The following is a 24390-nucleotide window of genomic DNA, read 5'->3' on the forward strand; positions in this document are numbered from 1 at the left end:
TCCGCTATTTTAACTGCTTTAAAATACCTTGCTCGATATCTGCTTGGTTATAAACCCCGGTATCGAGCACCCAACCTGTTACTAAATTAGCAGGTGTTACATCAAACGCTGGGTTATAAACCTGTGCATTAGTCGGTGCCCACATTGCTTCACCAAAACTACCACTAACACCGCGCACTTCATTTACACTACGCTGCTCAATTTCAATGTCATTACCACATGTCGTTTGCGTATCAAGCGTAGTCAATGGCGCAACAACATAAAATGGAATGTTATGAAAATGCGCTAATACAGCAAGATTATAAGTGCCCACTTTGTTAGCAAAATCACCGTTTGCAGCAATGCGATCAGCGCCTACAAAAATCTTATCAACCTTACCTGCCGCCATTAAGCTAGCTGCCATGTTATCGCAAATCAAAGTATAAGGAATTTGCCAACGCTCAAGTTCAAAGGCAGTTAAACGGCCACCTTGCAGTAATGGTCTAGTCTCATCAACCCAAACATGAATATCACCATAGCGTTGCTGCGCTTTATAAATCACTCCTAATGCAGTACCCACACCTGCTGTTGCTAATGCGCCAGTATTGCAATGAGTTAAAATATTGTCGCCTTTGGCAACCAAAGCCGCACCACGTTCAGCCATACTATCGCAAAGCGCAATATCTTCTTTAAACAACTGCTCAGCGGTAGAGACAACAGCAGCAACAAAGTCGCTCTCAGTCAACGCTTCGCGTAACTTGGCCATACAGTGCATTAGATTAACAGCTGTTGGACGGGTTGCTTCTAGCTCATCTATGGCGATAGCGAGTGAGGCTTGGCTCATGCCCTGCTCTGCTAAATGTGCAACGAGTAAACTAGCGCCTAAACCTATTAACGGTGCACCACGAATTTTCAGTGTCAAAATTAAATCTTTCATCGTTTCAACATCATTGCACACATGCCAATGCTGTTGATGTGGCAACAAATACTGGTCAAGTACAGTTAGCGTACCTTGCTGATATTTAATACTACTCGCGATGAGATCTTGCATACTGAATCCGAATAAATAATGAAAAGCTAATTTTATTGAATGGTTATTTTACATCAGTTTTGACAACTAACAAGCTGGATGTATGGACATCTAAATGGTTAAAAGTATAGAATGCTTAAAGTTTATTGTTTTATGAGATAGAGCCATGGCTGATTACACCGCCTTCACTTCAGAGCATGCTGTTGATTACATTAAAGAACTTGTTAAAAGTGAACTGATTTCAGTTTTCCCTGCTGATGCAATACTGACTGCATACGAGTTTGGAGACGGAAACTTAAATCTGGTTTTTCGTGTAACGGATCAACACAATAATAGTGTTATTTTAAAACAAGCCCTTCCCTATGCTCGTTGCGTAGGCGAATCATGGCCATTATCACTTGATCGCGCACGCATAGAAGCTGATGTGCTTATTAATCACGGTGCCTTATGCCCAGAACATACTGTCGCTATTTTGCACCATAATGCAGAACTTGCCTTAACAGTGCTGGAAGATTTAGGGCATTTGCAGATTTTACGAGGCGCGCAAATCAACGCAGAGCAATTTCCGCTACTGGCAAGTCATGTCGCACTGTATTTGAGTCGTACTGGTTTTTATAACTCAGACTTCTATTTATCTGCTGAAGATAAAAAAGCCAAAGTGAGTCAGTTTATCAACCCTGATTTATGTAAGATCACTGAAGATTTATTCTTTACTGACCCTTACATTGAGCATGAGCGCAATAATTTCGCTGCTGAGCTTAATGAGCACGTCGAAAGCATTCGCAATAATGACGCTTTAAAACTAGCCGCAGCCAAATTAAAAGCTAAATTCTTATCTTGTCCGCAAACTTTATTACACGGTGATATGCATAGCGGCAGTATTTTTGTCGATACAAACACCACCAAAATGATCGACCCAGAGTTCGGATTTTTTGGCCCTGTTGGTTTCGATATCGGCTCTTTTATGGGCAATTTATTGCTTAATTACTGCGCGCAAAATGGCCGTATTACAAATCAGGCAGCACGCCGTCAATATCAAACCCACCTTCTAACTTGCTTGCAGGATTGTTACAGCCAATTTGAACAACATTGGCTAACCCTAGCAAGTAACGAAGCAACAGATATTAGCTTTGCAAACCGCGCTTTTACTGAAGATTATTTACAACAAGTATTACACGATGCGATTGGTTATTGTGGCGCTGAGCTTATTCGCCGCACCATAGGTTTAGCCCATGTTGCCGATATCGATGGCATTGACGATGTAGGCGCTCGCCTTGCTGTGCAACAACAAACGCTGGTACTCGGAGAGCAGTTAATGCTTAACGCGACAAGCTGCAATAATAAAGATGAGTTTTTCTCTTTACTGGTTAGCTTGCTAAACTAAAAACAAAGGCGCTAAACGCGCCTTTCTAAATACTTTACTGATAATGCTCGTACATTTTATCGAGCGGCTCAGACAAGCCATTTTCTTGCACTACGCGCACATGATGACGAGCCAATTCTCTGGCACTGGATACACCACATGAATGGGCAATCAAACCTGCCCCATAATGAATATATTTATTATAGTTAGCAACACGCTGAGCCTTGTCTGTGACATCTAAACCTCGTTGTAAGCGCTCATTGTGGGTTGTAATACCTGTAGGGCAAGTATCTTTATTACATTGTAGAGCTTGAATACAGCCAAGCGAGAACATGTGACCACGAGCCGAAACAATAAAGTCAGCACCCAGCGCTAATGCCCAAGCAACTTTTGATGGCACAATTAACTTACCCGATGCGATAACCTTTACACGCTCTCTTAGACCATGTTTTTTCAAAAGATCTACAACAAGAGGTAAGCTTTCACGCAGCGGTAAACCGACAGAGTCCATTAACGGCTGAGGCGCTGCGCCCGTTCCACCGTCGGCACTATCAATCGTGATAAAATCAGGCGCTGATTCAATGCCTCGATTATTAATTTCACTGAACAAGGTTTCAAGCCAAGTGTATTCACCAATCACTGCTTTAAAACCTGTTGGTTTACCTGTTGTTTCTCGAACTGTCGAAATCATATCGAGTAAGTGGGCCGGTTCTTTTATTTCTGGATGGCCATTAGGGCTAATCGAGTCATGCCCTTCAGGGATCCCCCGAATTTTGGCGATTTCAGCGGTTACTTTCCGCCCAGGCAACATACCGCCTTTACCCGGTTTTGCGCCTTGGCTCATTTTAATTTCGAACATCTTAACTTGTTCATGCTCGGCAATTGCTTTTAGTTTTTCTAAACTTAGCTTACCTTGCTCATCACGCACACCATATTTTGCCGTACCAATCTGAAATACAATATCAGCTCCCCCTTCGAGATGATAAGGACTCAGTCCACCTTCCCCCGTATTCATCCAACAACCAGCTAATTTTGCACCTCGTGATAAAGCACGCACAGCGGGTTTTGATAAAGCGCCAAAACTCATGCCCGAAATATTGAATAATGCATTGGTAGAATAGGGCTTCTCACAGTATGGACCTAAGGTGACATAACTTGGCTCTAACGCCTCTTCATCCAGTTTTGGGAAGGCGCAGTTCATAAACATCACAGTCCCTGTGGCTTCTAGGCTTTGTGTTGAACCAAACGCAGTAGTGCGGTCAACATTTTTTGCTGCGCGATAAACCCAGCTTCGCTCTGCGCGGTTAAATGGTAACTCTTCCCTATCCATAGCAAAGAAGTACTGACGGAAGAACTCACCTTGGCGTTCAAAGAAATAGCGAAAACGTCCTATCACCGGGTAATTACGGCGAATCGCCTGCTTAGATTGCGTCACATCACTAATGTAAAAGCACACAATCACCAGTAATCCGATCCCTAATGCAAAAATAAATAAACTGGCAAATACATCGATACTAAAAATTATAAAATCACTCATCCAAGGCCCCTTTGTGAAATGACATCTTTCAAAGCATATAAGGTGTTTATATTACGTGCAATAAACAAAAAAGGCGTGATGTAAATCACGCCTTTTCGTCTTTTATACTGCTATGCTGCTCGTTTGGCTAATTCAGCTTTTATGTAAAGTTGAATTTGCTCTTCGAGCACTGACATTGGCACTGAGCCATGTCGTAATATTTGATGATGAAATTCACGAATATCGAAATCTTGACCAAGTGCTTGCTCAGCTTCGTGGCGTAAACGTTTAATGGTTAGCTCACCAATTTTGTATGACAACGCTTGTGCAGGCCATGAAATATAACGGTCAGTTTCGGTCTTCACGTTATGCAATGAAAGCGCGGTGTTTTCGCTCATAAACTGCATTGCGCGTTCGCGGCTCCAGCCATACATATGCATACCTGTATCAACCACTAAACGTGCTGCACGCCACATTTCATAAGTCAAACGACCAAAATCACTGTATGGGTCTTGATAAAAGCCCGCTTCGATGCCTAAAAACTCCGAATATAGGCCCCAACCTTCACCAAATGCCGACAAATATGCATTACGGCGATAACTTGGCAATGACTCAAGCTCAGCATTAAGTGAAATTTGTAAATGATGCCCTGGTACAGCTTCGTGCAAAGTTAATGCTTCAAGTACATACAACGGGCGCTTATCTAACGCATAGGTATTAACCCAGTAGTAACCTGCTTGGTCATCACGACGAGACCCTGAGTAACGCCCCGTTGTATATTTTGGAGCTATGCTCGCTGGCACCGGTGCAACACCATACGGCATTCTCGGCAAGGTGTGGAACAACTTAGGTAACTGCGCATCCATTTTCTTGGCAATGTAAGACGCTTCTTTTAGTAGCTCTTCAGGTGTTTTTGCGTAAAATTGCGGATCAGTACGTAAAAAGTGGACAAAATCAGCAAACGAGCCTTCAAAGCCTACTTGCTCAATAATTTTTTCCATTTCTGCACGAATACGCGCGACTTCTTGTAAACCCAACTCATGAATTTCTTTTGGCGTCATATCTGTGGTGGTGTAGTACCTTGCGCGATTTTCGTAAAACGCTTTACCGTTTGGCGTACTTGAAATACCAATTTCTGTACGTGCACCCGGTTGATATTCATTATTAAAGAAGGTTAAGTAACCTTGATAAGCTGGAATAACCTGCTCTTTAATAATGGTTTGCGCTTGCTTTTGTAGAGCTGCAAATTCGCTATCGCTCAGGCCCGCAGTGTTATTTAAAAATGGTTTGTAGAATTCAGACTTAGTAGCATCATCAACAATATACGCCGTGATTGAGTCTTGATAGCCTTCTAACACAGCCTTAGGTTGGGTTAGCCCCACCTCAAGCCCTTTGCGCATCCAACCGATATTTTGTGTGAAATAGCGGGGAATTTGCTGCAATTTTGCAAGATATAGCTGGTAATCTTTTGCTTTTGTGTAATCTGAGCTGGAAATCATAAATGATAAGCTAGAGTGAAAACCGTACTCAGAAGTCAGCGGCATATAGTGCGCATTAAACACATATTCATCGACACTATTTTGCACTTGGCCACGCAAAATAGTCAGGTTAATGCGATTTTCTTCAGATAATTTATCACGGTCGATAGCGTCTAGCTCGGCAAGTAATTGAGTATTCTTTTTGTACTTTTTCTCTAAAAATTCAGCCGACAAGTTTTCCAGTAAATAACCGTCAACGCCATTTTCCTTTCCATAAGGGCTAATACTTTGACGATGGTTAACAATTTCTTCTGCAACTTGATTAAACTGCTGATCAGCGTCAATTTTGGTAACCTGACAGGCACTTAAAGTGCAAGCTAACGCAACAGCAATTAGCGATCGATTTACAGTTTGCGATAATGAGTGTTTCATAACTTTCTTATTCGTTTTGATCTGTGCAGCTAAATTAGCTCAGCTCAGATTAAAACCCAAGCAAATGCGACCAAGCTCAGATTATTTACGCTCAAATAAACGCCCAACAAACGCAACGAATGAACAAGCTTTAAACAATTTATGCTTATACATGGCAAAGTTGTAGAGAAAATCAGCTAATAGACCCAAACAAAACAAATTTAAGTTCCAAATTTGGCAATTTTGCTTTTAAATAGACTGATTACAGATTACTGTAGACTCAGTATTTATGCTTGGAAGCAAATGCACTTTAGGGACAAGATGATTAATTAGTTGATATGCGTATTTAGTGGTATTGAAAAATGATGTTCCATGATTCCATGGCTATTGCTCAAGAAAAAATGACGAAGGTATGTATCTTTTTAGAACATCATTCATTACCGCCGTCACCACTTAACTACCACGTCGTTTATACCTATGTCAGCCAAGCTAACCAAAAACTCAATACCGCAATAGACCGTGCTATTGCTCAAAAGAAAACGATCGACAGCGTTTACGTAGAACAACTGTATTTCGATTTTATGGAACAAGGCTATAAAATGAATACAGCAATTGTTCGTAATGTCGACTCCGTTATAAACTCATTATCTCGTAATGCGAATACGAATGAGCAAAACATGATCCGCTTTGCTGATCAAGTTACTGATTGCGTGCATGCCATAGATGAAAATAACCTAGAGCAAACTCGCCACGCACTGAAAATGCTTAGCAAGCAGTCTGAAGTATTACTAAATCAGCACCGACAATTTAAACAAGAAATTGCAAAAGCTAAATCACTCCAAGAAAAAACCCAAAAACAGCTCACTCAACTTCGTAAACAACACATCACTGATCCACAAACCGGATTATATAAACGCCATTACTTAAATCAGCAAACGCAATTATGGATTGGGCAAAACAAGGCGGTGTGTGCCATATCAATTCAAATTGAAAACCTTGATCACTTTATAAGCAACTATGGTGATGTGATTGGTGAAGTGATTTTGAGTAAAGTTGCCAAACAAGTTCAAAAATATGTATTAGAGAGCGGTTTACCGGGTCGTACTGGTAAAGAGGAATTTACTATCCTTCTTGCTGACATTGAGCCTGAAACAGCAAATTTAATCGCTGAAAAAGTACGTAATGGTGTTGAAAAGCTGCGTTTTGTTAGTTCAAAAAATGGCACCAAATTACCTGCTATCACGCTCGCTTTGGGTATAGCAAAGCACGAAGAAGGTAATGATTTTAATTACCTAGCACGAAAAGCCTCATTAGCAGCAGCAAAAGCAAAATCATTGGGTCAGAGTAGCTATATTGCAGGTCAATAACATCTAATCCTGTTCTAAGTCATTAAATACAACGCTAATCTGATGATTTAGTTATAATCAAATTGCACCCCATAGCTACAATCAAGTACACTAGTCTTTATTGCCACGATAGAGATTAATCATGAACGAGAATCAAGAAAAGACCACGCATTTTGGCTATAAAACCGTTGCTGAAAACGACAAAGCATCGATGGTTGCTGATGTATTTCACTCAGTCGCAGCAAAATATGACGTTATGAATGACTTAATGTCATTCGGTATTCATCGTTTATGGAAACGCCAAACTATTGCAAGTTCAGGTGTTCGTAAAGGCCACTACGTATTAGACCTTGCAGGCGGTACTGGCGATTTAACCGCTAAATTTAGTCAGTTAGTTGGCGAAACCGGTCAAGTTATCTTAGGCGATATTAACTCTTCAATGCTCAAAGTTGGTCGCGAAAAACTTCGCAACTTAGGTCGCGTAGGCAATATTGAATACGTGCAAATGAATGCAGAAGCATTGCCATTTCCAGATAATAGCTTTGACTTAATCACGATTGCATTTGGGCTACGTAATGTCACCGATAAAGATAAAGCATTACGTTCAATGTACCGCATCCTTAAGCCTGGCGGTCGCTTGCTAGTGCTTGAGTTTTCTAAGCCTGAGCATGAAGTGCTGAGCAAAGCGTATGACTTTTACTCATTCAATATCTTACCTAAAATGGGTGAACTGGTAGCGAATGACAGCGAGTCTTATCAGTATCTTGCTGAATCAATCCGTATGCACCCAGATCAAGAAACGTTAAAGGCTATGATGGAAGATGCCGGCTTTGAACAAACCACTTATCAAAATCTAACGGGTGGTATTGTTGCTTTACACCGTGGTTTTAAATATTAAACCTAAGCAGGTAATGTGATGTTAGCTAACGCTCTGTTGTCACTTGTAGAACGCATTATTAATCATGTGTTGCAATTAGATCCCGCTGTTAAAAACAAGCTTGCCAGCATTGCTGACAAGCAACTTTTAATTGAAATACGCGATTGGCAACAGTCCATTTTGTGCGTTTACAGCGACGAGCAAATTCACTTATACAGTACGCAAGAGCGCAGTTTTGATTGCATGATCAGCGCCGATATCAACACCTTGTTGGCCCTTAAAGATCCATCAATGCTTACCCAGCTAATTCGCCAAGATAAACTCGATTTACAAGGCGATTTAAATCTTGCGCAAGGCTTTAGCAATGCGTTTGCAGAGCTTAATATTGACTGGCCTGAACACTTTTCTCGTTATATTGGCGATGCCCCAGCGCAGCAACTATGGCTCTCTTTACAAGCCTTAAAACGCCGTGGGCTACAAACAAAAAGTAAGCTAGAAAATACCTTAACAGCGCTTTGCCAAGATGAGCTAGCGGTGACGATTCACCCACTAGAACTTGCTGAATTCAAACAGCAAAATCGCCAATTAAAAAGCCAAGTATCTCAATTAGAGATGCGAATTAACGCGCTGTTACAGTCACGCTAATGCGCTAAGGAACTTGTGTGTCGTCTGCTCGTCTTTATTACATCACAAAAACGCTACTGAGCTATGGCTTAGACGAATTAATTCCGCGAAAAAGAGTACCTTGGTTTGCAAAGCTCGCCCGTGGCAGCTTATTTTGGTTACGTAACCAGCATAAAGATAAACCTGCTGGTATGCGCCTTCGACTTGCTTTGCAAGAACTTGGCCCGGTGTGGGTCAAGTTTGGGCAAATGCTATCGACACGCCGTGATTTACTCCCTCATGATGTCGCGTTAGAGCTTGCATTACTTCAAGATCAGGTTGAACCATTTGAAGGTGAGCTTGCTCAGCAACTTATCGAAAAAGCACTGGGTATCAATGATATCAGTGAGTTGTTTAGTGACTTTTCGCAAACACCTCTGGCATCAGCTTCGATTGCTCAAGTTCACACAGCAACCTTAATTGATGAGCATGGCGCACCTCAAGATGTTGTCATTAAGGTCATTCGCCCAAATATTAAAGAGCAAATTGATGCCGACTTAATGCTAATGCAAAAAGTCGCACGCTTAGTTGCTAAATTATTAAAAGAAGCAAAACGTTTGCGCCCTATCGAGGTTGTAAACGAATACAAAAAAACCTTGCTGGATGAGCTCGACTTAATGCGCGAGGGGGCGAATGCGATTCAGCTACGCCGTAACTTTGAAGATTCTGAATCACTCTACATTCCTTTTGTTTACAGCGATTTTAGCCGTAATAACGTATTAGTTATGGAGCGTATTTACGGTATTCCAGTGTCAGATACCGACGCACTGCTTGCACAAAATACCAATATGCAGCTGCTGGCTGAACGCGGTGTCGAAGTGTTTTTCACGCAAGTTTTCCGTGACAGTTTTTTCCATGCAGATATGCACCCGGGTAATATCTTCGTGTCTCGTGAAAACCCACACAACCCAAAATACATCGGCATTGATTGCGGTATTGTAGGCACCCTTAATCGCGAAGATAAGCGTTATTTAGCAGAAAACTTTATTGCCTTTTTCAATCGTGATTACCGCCAAGTAGCGCAACTGCATGTTGATTCTGGCTGGGTACCCGCCGATACCAGCATTGAAGAGTTTGAATTTGCGATTCGTACCGTATGTGAGCCAATTTTCAATAAACCACTGGCAGAAATTTCTTTTGGCCATGTGTTAGTCAACCTGTTTAATACGGCTCGTCGCTTTAATATGCAGGTTCAACCACAATTAGTGTTACTACAAAAGACGCTGTTGTATGTTGAAGGCCTTGGCAGACAACTGTATCCGCAGCTTGATTTATGGAAAACCGCTAAACCTTTTCTAGAAGATTGGGTCAAAGAACAAGTTGGTCCGCTTGCTGTAATGAAAAAAATGTATGCGAATTTGCCATTTTGGGCAGAAAAAATGCCCGAATTACCAGATTTAATTTATCAAAACTTAAAACGTCAACAACAACCTGTACAATTGCCAGCACCGCAATCAGCTAAGCCTTTGTTACTAAGTATCTTTGCTGGTAGCTGTTTGATTGTTTCAGGCTTATGTTATTTACAGCATGACTTAGTCGCCAGTGCAATTACGGCAGGCCTTGCTGTAGCAGGCTTTATTGCAGCATGGCGTAGCGCATAAACTAAGTGCTATTTATGTTTTGGTGAGTATAATCGAAACAAGTCTATTCAATAAATTTGATAAAAACGGAGTAACCCATGGGTTTTGGTGGTATCAGTATTTGGCAATTAATCATTATTTTGGCAATCATCGTGTTGTTATTTGGCACAAAAAAACTTCGTGGCATCGGCGGTGATTTAGGTAGCGCAGTAAAAGGCTTTAAAAAAGCGGTGTCTGATGATGACCAAGCTAACGCTAAAAGCGAGAAAATAGAACAAGCTTCTAACACGCAAAGCAAAGAAACCGTAGAGAAAAGCAAAGACGACCATAAGGCTTAATCAACATGGGGATGTGGGAACTTGTTGTCGTACTGATCGTGGGTCTAATTGTATTAGGCCCTGAGCGTTTGCCTGTGGCAATTCGTACAGTAAGCCGCTGGATAAAAACGTTAAAGTCAGTCGCCAACTCAGTGAAAGCTGAAGTGAACGAAGAACTCCGTATCCATGAGCTCCACGAAAATTTAAAAAAAGCAGAGCAACAAAACTTGCAAGAACTGTCACCAGAGCTGCAAGACTCTGTAAACGAACTTCAAAAGGCTGCTCAGTCAGTCACCCACAGTTACAAAAAAGACACGCCTGAAAAAGCAGAAACTAATAATAATGACGAAAAAAAGTGAATTTAAACTCTGTTTTTGTGGTCAATAACAACGATGATGAATAGTAAACTATGACCGAGCAAGCTCACACAGGCTTTGTTGGCCACTTAATTGAGTTACGAAATCGACTCATGAAAGCTTTGTTAAGCATTTTGATTATATTTATTAGCTTGGTGTACTTTGCCAACGATATTTATAGCTTTGTTGCGGCCCCATTAATCGCACACTTGCCAAGCACTGCTACTATGATCGCAACGGATGTAACAGCCCCATTTTTTGCACCGTTTAAACTCACCTTATTTGTGGCGTTATTTGCTGCTATTCCTATGATACTGCATCAAGTTTGGAGTTTTATAGCACCAGGCTTGTATCAACACGAAAAGCGTATGCTCATGCCTATTTTGGCCTCTAGTATCTTGCTATTTTATGGTGGTATCGCATTTTGCTACTTTGTGGTGCTACCGATTATTTTAGGGTTTTTTACTAGTACTGGCCCTGATATGATGACATTAGCGCCTGATATTAGTAGCTATTTAAGTTTTGCTTTAAAACTGTTTTTTGCTTTTGGTATTGCGTTTGAAATACCTGTTGCCATCATGCTGTTATGCTGGAGTGGCGCAACAACAACGAAAAGTTTAAAAGAAAAACGGCCTTATATCGTGGTAGGTGTATTTGTGATTGCTATGTTCTTAACACCACCCGATGTATTGTCACAAACATTACTAGCATTACCTATGCTGTTACTATTTGAATTAGGCTTAATTTTGGCTGCATTTTATACCGCCAAACCTCAACAGGAATCAGAGGAATAAAATGAAAAAACAACTCATCCCTTTCGTCGCTCTTCTAACAATTGCTGGTACTGCCCAAGCAAACGAGGTTAACTTACAGGCATTACAAGCCTGTACTTTTGTTGAAAACGACTTTAACCGTTTACTTTGTTACGACAATGTAATGGCAGGTAAGTCGCTATCTAAGCCGGTAAAAAAGCAACAAATTGAGCAGCCTAAAATGAGCTCTGCAGCTAGTGCAGCTACCACTGCGACTACTGAGGCCGCAGCAACAGTTGCAACTAAACAAAGCGAGCAAATTGTAAAAACAAAAAATGAAGACTTTGGTTTAGAGCATAAAGAAGTTGCAAAAGTAAACGATGATCAAATTAACGCCATCGTTAAAAGCGTAAAAACTGCGCCTTATGGCGAGCTAATCATCGAACTTGAAAATGGTCAACAATGGCGTCAAATCGGCTCTGATAAAATAAAACTGAAAGTTAATGAAACTGTAATTATTGAGCGTGGTGTCTTCAATTCATTCTTATTAAGGATTGAAGGTCAAAACCGCTCGATTCGCGTTAAACGAACAGATTAATGAACATTCAACTGGTTGATGCAGGTGTCAACCTTAGCAATCATCAGTTTGATGACCGTCACCAAGAAGTGTTACAACGTGCAAGCGATGCCGGTGTAACACAAATGCTATTGATTGGCTGCGATTTACAAAGCAGCCAAGCTTCTCTGAGCCTTGCTAAGCAATTTTCGCAGCTTAGCACAGCAGGAGTTCACCCCCACGATGCAAAAACCGCAGATGATCGGCTGGAAGAGCAGTTAATTTCCCTTAGTCAACATAATGAAGTTGTGGCTATAGGTGAGTGCGGCCTTGATTATAATCGTGATTTCTCTCCTCGAGATATTCAACGCAATGTATTTAGGCGACAACTTCAACTGGCTGAGCAGCTAGATATGCCCGTATATCTGCATGAGCGAGATGCCAGTGAAGATATGCTTGCAATCTTGAACGAACATAAGGTCCGAGGCGTTCTACACTGCTTTACAGGTGATGAAACTGCATTACAGAATTACCTAGCGTTGGGGCTTTATATTGGTGTTACGGGTTGGGTCTGTGATGAACGAAGAGGCGAGCAATTACAGGCACTCATTCCTGCTATTCCTCTCGAACGATTACTGATAGAAACAGACTCCCCTTTCTTAATACCTCGAAATATCAGACCAAAGCCTAAGTCGCGCCGCAATGAGCCTCAGAACCTTCCTTATATATGTCAGCAAATTGCTGATTTAAAAGGCTGTGAATTTACTGATGTCGCAAAACACACTACACTAAACTTTCAGCAATTATTTACCACTAAGGGTTAAGATGAAGCGCCTATGGTCACTGTGTGGCTTACTCTTCGTTGTTTTTTTTACTCCCTACTTGCTGGCTAACTCGATTACCGTTGGCCCACACTTTAAGTCTCTTCATTCGCTAAATGTTGAGTACACGCTTGATCCCATAACAAAGCAACAAGCATTAACGAATCATAACGTGTCTTGGCAAACTAACCATGGCAAAACGCTCAACCTAGGTATGAACTTAAGTCCTTTGTGGCTAAAGCTGCCAATTGAAAATACATCGTTACATGACTTGCCGCTGATTTTATCTATTGATAACCCGTTACTAGACGAAGTGAGTGTATTTCACCTGCAAGGTGATCATGTCAAATTCAGCACGCGAATTGGTGATGCACTTCCTTTAGAAAATCGACAAATTAAGAATGAATCACTCCTCGTGTCTTTGACGCTTCCTAAAGCAAGTCATTCAGTTGTTTATTTAAGAGTTAAAAATAACGGCGGCCTAAGAGTGCCTTTAAGTCTGTGGGAACCCTCTGAGTACCTAAAACATAAGAGTAAATTCAATTTACTTTATGGTTTACTGGTGGGTTTTATTCTCTCTTTAGCAATCACTAATTTAGTGCTTTATGGTTTTTCAAGGCGCAGCTATTTTGCCTATACTGGCTTTTTGCTGATGTTGTTATGGCTATCACTCGCCTACCTTTATGGCTTTGGCTATCGTTACCTGCAACCTAGTGGGGCATCATTTCAGCAATTAACAATTCCAAGCTTGTTTTTTATTTGCTGTGCACTGTTTGTCCCCTTACAACGTTACATTTTTGGTGCAGAAAAGACTCGCTTAAGCCGCGTGCAAAATTGGTTTGCATGGAGTGTTGTTGCCACCACTTTCGTGTTATGGCTTTTACCTGTTTATGTTGCAATTTCGCTATGCTTATTAAGCTTACCTATTCTGCTATTTGCCTTCACAGCGATAGCAATTAAGCAGTTTAATCGCGACTATAAACAGCCATGTATTGCCTTTATTATTGGCCTATTAGCATTTTGTTCTGCCATTATTTACAGTGCATTTGCTGTATTTAATCCATTTAATTTATATATCAATGAGCAATCTCTGATCTTCATTTTCTTTTTAATTTGCAGCTTAAGTTTGAGCTATGCTGTTATAAAGCTTTTTATAATGCAACGTGATGCAGAAGTAGCCGCACAACAGACAGCTTTGGCGCAAAGTAAAGCACAAGATATCCTGATGCAAGAACGCTTAGAGCTTCAAGAACAAGCACGACAAAATCTAGAAGCTAATATTGAAGAACGTACTTTCGAGCTACAAGTCACTCTGCGCGAGCTTGAGGAGAAAAACCGCGAACTTGAACAGCTCAATATGGAAGATGCGCTGACTAAAACCAAAAACCGCCGTTACTTTGATAAGAAACTACTAATGGATGTTCGTCGCTCTCGCCGAGAACAAACGCCATTGGCCATTATCATGTTCGATATCGATCATTTTAAAGCAATTAATGATACTTATGGCCATTTAACCGGTGATCAAACAATTCAAGCAGCTGCCAATATCATCAAAGCACATTTAAAACGGCCACTTGATGAAGTTGCTCGTTATGGCGGTGAAGAATTTGTAGTACTTTTACCCAATACTCCACTTGATGGAGCCATAGAAATTGCTGAACAAATACGCAATTCGGCTGAGAATGCTGATATAATAGTGGCCGGAACAACGCTCAAATTTACTTTAAGCGCAGGTGTTTACAGTGCAATAGCTGATGACATCAATCATCCAAGTTTATTTACTGACTATGCCGATAAAGCCTTATATCATGCCAAGCAAACAGGGCGTAATCGGGTAGTGAGTTATCCTCTACCAGACTAGGAGTACACAACGAATGGCCCAATCAGGACTCGACCTTTTCCCTTATACACGTATGCGTCGCATGCGTCGTGATAGTTTCTCTCGTCGCTTAATGGCTGAACACCAACTAACCGTTAATGATCTTATTTTTCCTGTATTTGTGTTAGAAGGTAAAAACCGCCGTGAAGCTATTGAGTCTATGCCTGGCATTGAACGTCTTTCTATCGATTTACTACTTGAAGAAGCAAAAGAACTCGTTGAATTAGGTGTTCCTGCTATTGCTATTTTCCCTGTTACACCAAGCGATAAAAAATCGTTGCTGGCTGAAGAAGCCTATAACCCAGATGCATTAGCGCAGCGAACAGTACGTGCATTAAAAGAAGCATTTCCTGAACTTGGTGTGATCACTGATGTTGCGCTTGACCCTTTCACCGTGCATGGTCAGGATGGCATCATTGATGAAAATGGTTATGTGATTAACGATGTAACAACTGAAATTTTAGTTAAGCAAGCATTGTCACATGCTGAAGCTGGCGCTGATGTAGTTGCACCTTCAGACATGATGGATGGTCGCATCGGTGCAATTCGTGAAGCATTAGAAGCCGAAGGCTATATCCATACTCGCATTATGGCTTACTCTGCTAAATACGCTTCAAGCTATTATGGACCATTCCGTGATGCGGTAGGCTCAGCAGGTAATTTAAAAGGTGCCGACAAAAAAACCTATCAAATGGATCCAGCAAATTCAGATGAAGCCTTGCGTGAAGTAGCGTTAGATCTACAAGAAGGTGCAGATATGGTTATGGTTAAACCTGGCATGCCATATTTAGATGTTGTACGTCGTGTGAAAGACGAGTTTGGCGTACCAACATTTGCGTATCAAGTGAGCGGTGAATATGCCATGCATAAAGCGGCTATTGATAACGGCTGGCTTGCAGAAGAAGCAATAATCATGGAGTCGTTATTAGCATTTAAACGTGCTGGCGCCGATGGCATTCTTACTTACTTTGCTAAACAAGCAGCCCAATGGTTGAAAAACAACCAACGCTAAGTTAGATATATAAAACGGTACAACTATTACCGTTTTATTAACAATTTGTATTTAATTTGTCATAGATTTTCCTTAAAGTATGTGTCCCATTTTGGGACTATTAACTTACATACACGGGAAAAATAATGATAAAGACTAAATTGACGCCGCTCGCGCTTGTAATTGCAAGCCTGAGCGCGCCGGCTTCAGCTAACCTAATCATCTCTGAATACGTTGAAGGAAGTTCTAACAATAAAGCGGTAGAACTATACAACACCTCAGGTGCAGAACTATCGCTTGATGGTTACACCATTTCTTTATACTCAAATGGTAACGGCGATCTTAGTGCTCCTAATAACACCTTAGATTTAACTGGTACACTTGCTGCAAATGCGACTTACGTTATTGTAAACCCAAGCTCTGCAGATGAATTAAAAGCAAAAGGCAATACCGAGTCAACAATCACTTATTTCAACGGTGATGATGCATTAGTTCTTACTAAAGACGGCGCAATTGTTGATAGCTTTGGCCAACTAGGTGTTGATCCAGGTTCAGCATGGAATGAAGGCGGCGTTTCTACACAAAATAAAACTCTACGCCGTAAAGCAAGCGTGACCACGGGTCGTACTGATGCAACATCAGCATTCAATCCAAGCGATGAGTGGCAACAATTCGACCAAGACGATTTCAGCAATATTGGTTTATACGGTGATAGCACAGAGCCAACACCTGAACCCGATCCAGTAACACCACTTGAGTGTGGCGCAACAAAAACGCTAATTAGCGCAATTCAAGGTGAAGGGGGTGATAGCCCACTAATTAATACTGAGGTCGAAGTTGAAGGTGTTGTTACAGCTGACTTCCAAGGTGATGAGCAACTAAAAGGTTTCTTCATTAGCTCACTGGCTGCTGATGTTGATACAAACCCACTTACCTCTGAAGGTGTATTCGTTTATTTCGCAGATACCGACGTTGCTGTTGGTGACCACGTACGTGTTAAAGGTAGCGTGGCTGAATACTTCAGCGCAACACAGCTAGGTGATGTTAGCCAAGTAGAGATCTGTGCGACAGGTTTATCTACCGATGCAACCGCTATCACTCTGCCAGTTGCCGACGTTGCAGACCTTGAAGCTTACGAAGGTATGTTAGTTACCATAGCGCAACCTCTCGTGGTTAATAACAACTACGGTCTTGGTCGCTATGGTGAAGTTGACTTAGGTACTGAACGTTTATACCAAGGTACTCAAGTTGCGCTGCCAGGCGATGCAGCCAATGCTGTTGAAGCTGAAAACCTGAAAAAACAAATCTTACTTGATGATGGTTCAACAAAACAAAATCTTGACCCAATTGCCTATCCTGGCACTGGTCTTGATGCCTATAACACATTACGTTTGGGTGACACTGTTAATACTATTACCGGTGTGATGGGCTACAGCTTCGACCGTTACCGTATTCACCCGACAGTACAACCTGAGTTTATTGCATCAAACCCGCGTACAGATGCACCAGAGCTTGCAGAAGGTGCTGATTTACGAGTAGCTAGCTTTAACGTATTAAACTACTTTAATGGCGACGGTCAAGGCGGTGGCTTCCCAACAAGCCGCGGAGCAGACAGCGAAGAAGAGTTTATTCGTCAGCAAGCGAAAATCGTTAGCGCAATCACTGCTATTCAGGCGGATGTAATCGGTTTAATGGAAATCGAAAACGATGGTTTCGGTGAAAACAGTGCAATTGCCAGCCTAGTAAAAGCACTCAATGATGAAGATACAGAAAATAGCTACGCTTTTGTGGACTTTGAAGTTGATCAAATTGGTACTGATGCAATCACAACAGCACTGATTTATCGCTCAAATAAAGTAACTGAAGTTGGTAAGGCAGCTCATACCACAGTAGCACCTTTCGATTACAGCAATCGCCCGCCAATTGCACAAAGCTTCCAATCGCTTGAAAGCGAAGAAATCTTCACGGTTGCAGTTGCACACTTAAAATCTAAAGGTGGCTGTGGCAGCGCTGAGGGCAACAATGCTGACTTAGGTGATGGCCAAGCATGTTGGAATGAAATCCGTGTTGCAGGTGCTAATGCGTATGCCGATTGGTTAGCGACTTACCCAACTGAGATTGAAGATGAAGACATCATCTTAGTAGGTGATATGAACGCTTATGCAATGGAAGATCCAATCCGTGCATTTGCAGATAAAGGCCTTAAGAGTGCAGTTGCTGAATTAGACGGCGACACCTTAGGTTACTCTTATAGCTTCTCTGGCAGAATTGGTAGCCTTGACCACGCACTAGTATCTGAGTCATTACTTGGCAAAGTCGTTGCGGCGACAGATTGGCACATTAATGCGGACGAACCAATCAGCCTAGACTATAACCTTGAATTTAAGTCTTCAACACAGCAAGCTGGTCTTTATGCTGATAACGCATACCGTGCATCAGACCATGATCCTGTGATTGTTGATATTAAATCTGCAGAGCCTATTCCTGCAGAGCAGGCGCCTGTAATCGAGGCAAACCAAACGTTTAATATTGTTGAAAATAGCGAGGTAGGTACTGTTATTGGACAACTTGTATTCTCTGATGGTGATGCTGATTACACACCTGTTGTAAGCTTTAATATTACTGGTGAGCATGCTGATGCAATCGCAATCAGCGCAACAGGTGAAATCACTGTAGCTAAAGTACTTGATTACGAACAACAAGATACATTAACACTCATGGTTCGTGCTGAAGATAGCGCGGGTAACTTGTCACAAGAGCAGCAACTTAACATCAATATCACTAACGATGAAGCAGATGATACTCCTGACGAAGTTGAAGAACAGCCTAAAGATAATGATTCAGGTTCATTTGCTTGGTTAAGCTTACTTTCTTTACCATTTGTATTACGCCGTCGTATGAAAAAATAGACTGCAAAATCAATAACTAAAAAGGCCGCTTTTGCGGCCTTTTTAATTTTTTAATGGAGTAACAGGATGCTTAAATTGCTTCTTTACGTTGCTCATCTGGTTGGTAGAGAGCTGTTATTGCGCTCTGTTGCTGCTCATCGATTTGCCAATTAAAAAAGCTATATGTTTTACCATTCTCAAGAAAAACCTTAAATATTGTTATAAAGGTCGTTGATTTAAACTCTACACCCTTGATGTCTTCAGCATTGATATAACGCTTGCCTATGCCCAGTGAATAGCATATTCCCGCATTGTAACAATACAAAAAACGCATCCCTAACAAGCTCAATACCGGAAAAAAAAGCAACACAGGTAATATAAAAATTAATAACGAAGCATCAAAAAAACTGCTTATCAATGCAATAAGTATAGCCAGTGCGATCGTGCTTCCTTGTAAAATCCAATTCGGACCTAACTTAATCGTTTTCATGAGTATAAATCTTTAATTGATAGTTAAAAGGTGAAAATTAATACAAAATAACTAAAAAACAGGTTGATTTTGCAATTCTACACAGGTCAAAATAGGTACACAAGCGAATAAAAACGACTTAGCCTGCGTCTTTCTACTTTTAGAGTGCAACTCCCTAAAAGTACTGTCTTTTATCTCAACATTAATTTTGTATGAAAATAATATTAAAAAACACCAACCCACACTTTAGAATCAACGAAAAACAAAAATAATAACTAAAGGATGAGTTGTGGTGGATACAATAATCAAGAAGGACTGAATAAAAGGTTAATACCAGTACACTTAATTAAGTGATCGATTTTGAGGAAATAAAAAACCCGCAACAAGTGCGGGTTTTTTTAAAGAAGTTAAAAGGCTAATTACTTAGCAGCTTTTTTCTCTTTTTCTGCAGCGATTACAGTTTCAGCTACGTTCTGTGGACATGGTGCGTAGTGTGAGAACTCCATAGAGAACTGACCACGACCAGACGTGATAGTACGTAAGTGACCGATGTAACCGAACATTTCTGAAAGTGGTACTTCACCCTTGATGCGAACGCCCATTGCGCCTGCTTCTTGGTCTTTGATCATACCACGACGACGGTTAAGGTCACCGATTACGTCACCCACGTTGTCTTCTGGAGTGAACACGTCAACTTTCATGATTGGCTCAAGAAGTTGTGCGCCCGCTTTAGGGATAGACTGACGGAAAGCACCTTTAGCAGCGATTTCGAACGCGATTGCTGATGAGTCAACTGCGTGGAAAGCACCGTCGAAAAGTTCAACTTCAACGTCTAACACTGGGAAGCCAGCTAGAACACCTTCTTGCATCATTGATGCGAAGCCTTTCTCAACTGCAGGCCAGAATTCCTTAGGAACGTTACCACCAACAACTGAAGACGTGAATGTGAAACCTGAGTTAGGCTCACCTGGCTTGATGCGGTAATCGATCTTACCGAATTGACCAGAACCACCAGATTGTTTCTTGTGCGTGTAGCTATCTTCGATTTCTTTCGTGATAGTTTCACGGTAAGCAACCTGAGGTTGACCAACGATTAGGTCTACGCCGTAAGTACGCTTAAGGATATCTACTTTGATATCTAAGTGAAGCTCACCCATACCTTTAAGGATGGTTTCGCCTGAATCTTCGTCAGTTTCAACTTGGAATGAAGGATCTTCTGCAACCATCTTACCGATCGCGATACCCATCTTCTCGTTACCGCCTTTGTCTTTAGGAGCAACAGCGATTGAGATAACTGGATCAGGGAAGATCATCGCTTCAAGAGTACATTCGTGCTTAGGATCACATAGAGTGTGACCAGTTTGAACGTTCTTCATACCAACAACAGCGATGATGTCACCCGCTTGTGCTTCAGTAAGCTCAGTACGCTCGTCAGCTTGCATCTCAACCATACGGCCGATACGCTCTGTTTTACCAGTTGCAGAGTTAAGTACTGTATCACCTTTTTTCATACGACCAGCGTAGATACGGATGAACGTAAGTGCACCGAAACGGTCGTCCATGATCTTGAACGCTAACGCTTTAAGTGGCGCATCTGCATCAACAGTTGCAACTTCACCAGTAGGCTCACCTGTTTCAGGATCAGTTAGAGGTTGTGGATCAACTTCTGTAGGCGCAGGTAGGTAATCTACAACCGCGTCTAGTACTAATTGCATACCTTTGTTTTTGAATGCAGAACCACAGAAAGTTGGGAAGAAAGCAAGGTCACGAGTACCTTTACGGATACACGCTTTGATTTGCTCTAGTGAAGGCATTTCACCTTCCATGTACGCTTCCATTAGGTCGTCGTCTTGCTCAACAGCAGACTCAACTAACATCTCATGGTACTCTTCAACTTTGTCTACCATGTCAGCTGGAACGTCTTGTACTTCGTAGTTTTCAGGAAGACCTGTCTCGTCCCAAACGTATGCTTTTTTCTCAAGTACGTCTACAACACCACAGAATTGGTCTTCGATACCAATTGGTAAAGTCATAACTAGTGGGTTAGCACCAAGTACTTTTTCAACTTGACCAACTACACGGTAGAAGTCAGCACCCATACGGTCTAGTTTGTTTACGAAGATTACACGTGCAACTTCTGATTCGTTCGCATAACGCCAGTTAGTTTCTGACTGTGGCTCAACACCACCAGAACCACAGAATACACCGATACCACCGTCTAATACTTTAAGTGAACGGTATACTTCTACTGTGAAGTCAACGTGTCCCGGAGTATCGATAACGTTTAAGCGGTGGCCTTTCCACTCACAAGTTACAGCTGCTGATTGGATTGTAATACCGCGCTCAGCTTCTTGTTCCATGAAGTCAGTCGTAGACTCACCGTCGTGTACCTCACCAGTCTTATGAATTTTACCCGTAAGCTTAAGGATACGCTCAGTGGTGGTAGTTTTACCCGCGTCAACGTGGGCGAAAATACCAATATTTCTGTACTTCGATAAATCTGCCATTATTTTACTCTTAATAAAGTCGAAAAATTATTCGGCGGGAGTATAGCATTACTTAAAGCGAACATCACCATCGAAGTCGCTTAAAATGCAATCAATTTTATAAAATTTTTCTATGCTCAGGATAAGCGGCACTTTTTATCGTGCCGATTAATGAATTTATATGACTAAAATCGTTAATTGAACGGTAATTTACCCGATAAATGATGCAATTAGCTGTTTGTCATTTTGTAACAGCGCTCGGGGCGACCAATACTTCCGTAGCTCTGATCAGCACTGACTTGCTCAGCCTCAAGCAGATATTCCAGATAACGGCGGGCTGTTGAGCGACTAACCCCAACTAAATCACCCATTTGCTGAGCAGTAAAAGCCGTGCCAATATTCGCTTTAAAAGCCTTTAAGATCTTTTGCAAAGTGAGCTGATCTACCCCTTTTGGTAACCTAACTGGCGCTTTTAATTGTTCTTGCGATCCAAATAAAGTATCAACCATTGACTGGGTAACTTCATCAGCACCCAACAAACATTGTTGCCTTGCTTCAAATCTTGCCAGCGCTTGATCTAAGCGGTTTAGCATTAATGGTTTAACCAAGAAATCACAGGCACCAAGCTGCATAGCCTTTTCAAGAGTTTCTACTTCTTTTGCTGCAGTTAGCAGCATTACTTCGCTTTTCATTTCTTCGCGGCGTAGTTCATTGAGTAAATCAAGACCATTGCCATCAGGTAAATGAATATCTAGCAAAATTAAATCAGCATTAATTGCCGATAACAGCGCTTTCGCTGTGGCAAGATTGCCTGCAATACCCACAACCTGATATTGCCCCTGACGCAGTGTTTGCCGTGCCCCTTGCTGGCCAGCAACGCCATGAGGAAGTAATAAGTATTGCGCCAATAACTGGGCAACTTCTACTTCGTCTTCAACAATGACAACCGAGTAAGTCATGTTCTTTACCTTTTATTTATAGGCTGATCGTTTTTATTATTTTGGAATGTAGACACTTAAACGTGCACCCATGAGATCAGACTCACCTATTTCTAAACTACCACGACACGAATCTAAGTTGGTTTTAACCAAATAAAGGCCAATACCATGTTCAGCCCCTGACTTAGAGCTGTATTGTGGTGTAAATACTACATCCTTGTCATCGCCTAAACCAAAGCCACTGTCTTCAACATCAAACAATAATGTTTTACTGGTTTCGTCAACCGTAACACGAACCTTAGGGGTACGTGTATCACTGGCTCTAATAGCAGCTTCAATTGCGTTATCAATCAAATTGCCAAGTATCGAGACAACCCGCTCTAGCATATCTTTACGGGTGATCGATCCTAGTAAGCTGTCTGGATTAAGCTCAAGGATTACATTAAGTTCACGGGCTTTGTGGTATTTACCGACCAGTAAACCAGCTAGCACTGGATCTTGGATCCTTTCGAGTAAGTGATGGATCTGCGCTTGCGAGCCTTTGCTTTCTTGACCAATTAACTCAATGGCCTGCTCTGTTTGCCCCATTTGAATTAACGCACCAATTAAGTTTAGCTTGTTTGAGTAATCATGAGTTTGCACTCGTAATAACTCAGCAAAAGCTTGTACTTTGGTTAATTGCTGCGATAAATATTCAAGCTCATCCGCAGGGCGCATACTCAGCAAAATACCATCAGCCTCACCTTGCACTTGCAATGCATATCGCGACAACACAATGCGTTTATCGGCGGCAAATAATTCAAAACCAACAATCGGACGCTGTTGGTTATGCATTAAAAATTCAGCATGTTCAGGAAGCAAATCTTCAAGCTTAAGTGGCTGATGGATACAGCTGGTCGGTTTACCGAGGATTTCGCAAGCGCGCTGGTTTAAGTTACGTACGTTACCTTCAGGATCGAGGGCGATAATGCCACTACGAACGGTATTCAAAATAGCATCTTGCTCAGAGAACAACCGTGCTATTTCGTCAGGCTGTAAACCAAAAATAGCATTACGTACCCGTTGACCGATATACACCGCAGCCAAAATACTTAAACCAACTAACAACAAGCCCCAAAGCATGATTTCAGCACTACGAGCACGAATAAGCGGTTCAATTGATTGCACTAAAAAGCCAACCGAAACCAAGCCGATAACTTCGCCCTGCTCTGAAAGCACGGGTACTTTGCCACGGATAGATTCGCCCAAACTCCCTTTTGCAATCGAGACATACCGCTCACCACGTAGCGCCGCTTTACTATCACCACCCACCATAGGTTTACCCAGCTTGTCAGAGTCGGGATGAACAATACGGCGGGTATTCCTATCACCGATAACAATAAAGCTCGCTGCGGTTAGTTCACGAATATGCTCTATTTGCGTATTTAACTCATCAAGCCCTTGCTTGGTTTGTAATGCATTTTGCACGTCATCTCGTGAGGCAATACTGGTTGCTAGCGAAAGTGCTTTATCACCCATGTGGCTATGCAAGCTTTCTGCAGTGATCTGATACACCAAAGCGCCAAACAACACAGCTTGCAAAACACATAGACCGGTAACCCAAATGATGAGTCGCGTTTCTAAGCGCTTTGGTTTTTTAACCACATGCTGAAATGGGTTTAGCTTATTGGTGTATCTCATATCAGTGCCTTGTT

General features: G+C 41.7%; 20 protein-coding genes. 13 read left to right on the plus strand and 7 right to left on the minus strand.

Going from position 1 to position 24390, the window contains the following annotated elements:
• Window positions 1-4 precede the first annotated feature (4 nt).
• Window positions 5-1030 (minus strand): S-methyl-5-thioribose-1-phosphate isomerase, encoded by a 1026-nt coding sequence (gene mtnA / locus L1264_RS13390; RefSeq protein WP_138558433.1) that lies wholly within the window; start codon window positions 1028-1030, stop codon window positions 5-7.
• A 145-nt stretch (window positions 1031-1175) separates the two neighbouring features.
• Between mtnA and mtnK the strand changes: the two genes are divergently transcribed.
• Window positions 1176-2393, plus strand: a complete 1218-nt coding sequence (gene mtnK / locus L1264_RS13395) for an S-methyl-5-thioribose kinase (protein ID WP_199527217.1) — start codon at window positions 1176-1178, stop codon at window positions 2391-2393.
• A 34-nt stretch (window positions 2394-2427) separates the two neighbouring features.
• Here the strand turns inward: mtnK and L1264_RS13400 are convergent, their stop codons facing one another.
• On the minus strand, window positions 2428-3909 hold the full coding sequence (locus tag L1264_RS13400; protein ID WP_135922964.1) for an FMN-binding glutamate synthase family protein: 1482 nt from the start codon (window positions 3907-3909) through the stop codon (window positions 2428-2430).
• A 110-nt stretch (window positions 3910-4019) separates the two neighbouring features.
• A complete protein-coding gene (locus L1264_RS13405) occupies window positions 4020-5798 on the minus strand; it encodes a DUF885 domain-containing protein (protein WP_199527215.1) in 1779 nt (592 codons plus the stop codon).
• A gap of 359 nt (window positions 5799-6157) precedes the next feature.
• Between L1264_RS13405 and L1264_RS13410 the strand changes: the two genes are divergently transcribed.
• The 12 genes from L1264_RS13410 (at window position 6158) to L1264_RS13465 (ending at window position 18824) form a co-directional block, all read left to right on the plus strand.
• On the plus strand, window positions 6158-7144 hold the full coding sequence (locus tag L1264_RS13410; protein WP_235404114.1) for a GGDEF domain-containing protein: 987 nt from the start codon (window positions 6158-6160) through the stop codon (window positions 7142-7144).
• 121 nt (window positions 7145-7265) lie between these two features.
• Entirely contained in the window at window positions 7266-8021 is a 756-nt protein-coding gene (ubiE, locus tag L1264_RS13415; protein WP_135922969.1) for a bifunctional demethylmenaquinone methyltransferase/2-methoxy-6-polyprenyl-1,4-benzoquinol methylase UbiE, read from the plus strand.
• 18 nt (window positions 8022-8039) lie between these two features.
• Window positions 8040-8645, plus strand: a complete 606-nt coding sequence (locus L1264_RS13420) for a ubiquinone biosynthesis accessory factor UbiJ (protein ID WP_135922970.1) — start codon at window positions 8040-8042, stop codon at window positions 8643-8645.
• Between the two features lie 17 nt (window positions 8646-8662).
• On the plus strand, window positions 8663-10264 hold the full coding sequence (ubiB, locus tag L1264_RS13425) for a ubiquinone biosynthesis regulatory protein kinase UbiB (RefSeq protein ID WP_199527214.1): 1602 nt from the start codon (window positions 8663-8665) through the stop codon (window positions 10262-10264).
• A gap of 77 nt (window positions 10265-10341) precedes the next feature.
• Entirely contained in the window at window positions 10342-10581 is a 240-nt protein-coding gene (tatA, locus tag L1264_RS13430) for a twin-arginine translocase TatA/TatE family subunit (RefSeq protein WP_135922972.1), read from the plus strand.
• 5 nt (window positions 10582-10586) lie between these two features.
• A complete protein-coding gene (tatB, locus tag L1264_RS13435) occupies window positions 10587-10919 on the plus strand; it encodes a Sec-independent protein translocase protein TatB (RefSeq protein WP_135922973.1) in 333 nt (110 codons plus the stop codon).
• A gap of 50 nt (window positions 10920-10969) precedes the next feature.
• Window positions 10970-11710, plus strand: a complete 741-nt coding sequence (tatC, locus tag L1264_RS13440; RefSeq protein ID WP_199527213.1) for a twin-arginine translocase subunit TatC — start codon at window positions 10970-10972, stop codon at window positions 11708-11710.
• A 1-nt stretch (window position 11711) separates the two neighbouring features.
• Complete coding sequence (locus tag L1264_RS13445) at window positions 11712-12266, plus strand: hypothetical protein (RefSeq protein ID WP_135922975.1); 555 nt, start codon at window positions 11712-11714, stop codon at window positions 12264-12266.
• Window positions 12266-13048, plus strand: a complete 783-nt coding sequence (locus L1264_RS13450; protein WP_135922976.1) for a TatD family hydrolase — start codon at window positions 12266-12268, stop codon at window positions 13046-13048. Before L1264_RS13445 ends, L1264_RS13450 begins: the two co-directional genes overlap by 1 nt.
• A 1-nt stretch (window position 13049) precedes the next feature.
• Window positions 13050-14906, plus strand: a complete 1857-nt coding sequence (locus L1264_RS13455; RefSeq protein ID WP_138558116.1) for a sensor domain-containing diguanylate cyclase — start codon at window positions 13050-13052, stop codon at window positions 14904-14906.
• 13 nt (window positions 14907-14919) lie between these two features.
• Complete coding sequence (hemB, locus tag L1264_RS13460) at window positions 14920-15936, plus strand: porphobilinogen synthase (RefSeq protein ID WP_199527212.1); 1017 nt, start codon at window positions 14920-14922, stop codon at window positions 15934-15936.
• A 125-nt stretch (window positions 15937-16061) separates the two neighbouring features.
• Window positions 16062-18824, plus strand: coding sequence for an ExeM/NucH family extracellular endonuclease (locus tag L1264_RS13465; RefSeq protein WP_199527211.1), 2763 nt, complete (start codon window positions 16062-16064; stop codon window positions 18822-18824).
• Window positions 18825-18894: 70 nt separating this feature from the next.
• Here the strand turns inward: L1264_RS13465 and L1264_RS13470 are convergent, their stop codons facing one another.
• From L1264_RS13470 to L1264_RS13485, 4 genes are all read right to left on the minus strand, one after another.
• Window positions 18895-19293 (minus strand): hypothetical protein, encoded by a 399-nt coding sequence (locus L1264_RS13470; protein WP_199527236.1) that lies wholly within the window; start codon window positions 19291-19293, stop codon window positions 18895-18897.
• A gap of 398 nt (window positions 19294-19691) precedes the next feature.
• Window positions 19692-21779: an elongation factor G gene (fusA, locus tag L1264_RS13475; protein ID WP_135922981.1), complete on the minus strand. Its 2088-nt coding sequence runs from the start codon at window positions 21777-21779 to the stop codon at window positions 19692-19694.
• A gap of 209 nt (window positions 21780-21988) precedes the next feature.
• Window positions 21989-22717, minus strand: coding sequence for a response regulator (locus tag L1264_RS13480; protein ID WP_135922982.1), 729 nt, complete (start codon window positions 22715-22717; stop codon window positions 21989-21991).
• Window positions 22718-22753: 36 nt separating this feature from the next.
• Complete coding sequence (locus L1264_RS13485) at window positions 22754-24376, minus strand: ATP-binding protein (protein ID WP_138558112.1); 1623 nt, start codon at window positions 24374-24376, stop codon at window positions 22754-22756.
• Window positions 24377-24390: the final 14 nt, after the last annotated feature.

It is taken from the genome of Pseudoalteromonas sp. APAL1, from assembly GCF_021532475.1.
Lineage (GTDB): Bacteria > Pseudomonadota > Gammaproteobacteria > Enterobacterales > Alteromonadaceae > Pseudoalteromonas > Pseudoalteromonas lipolytica_C.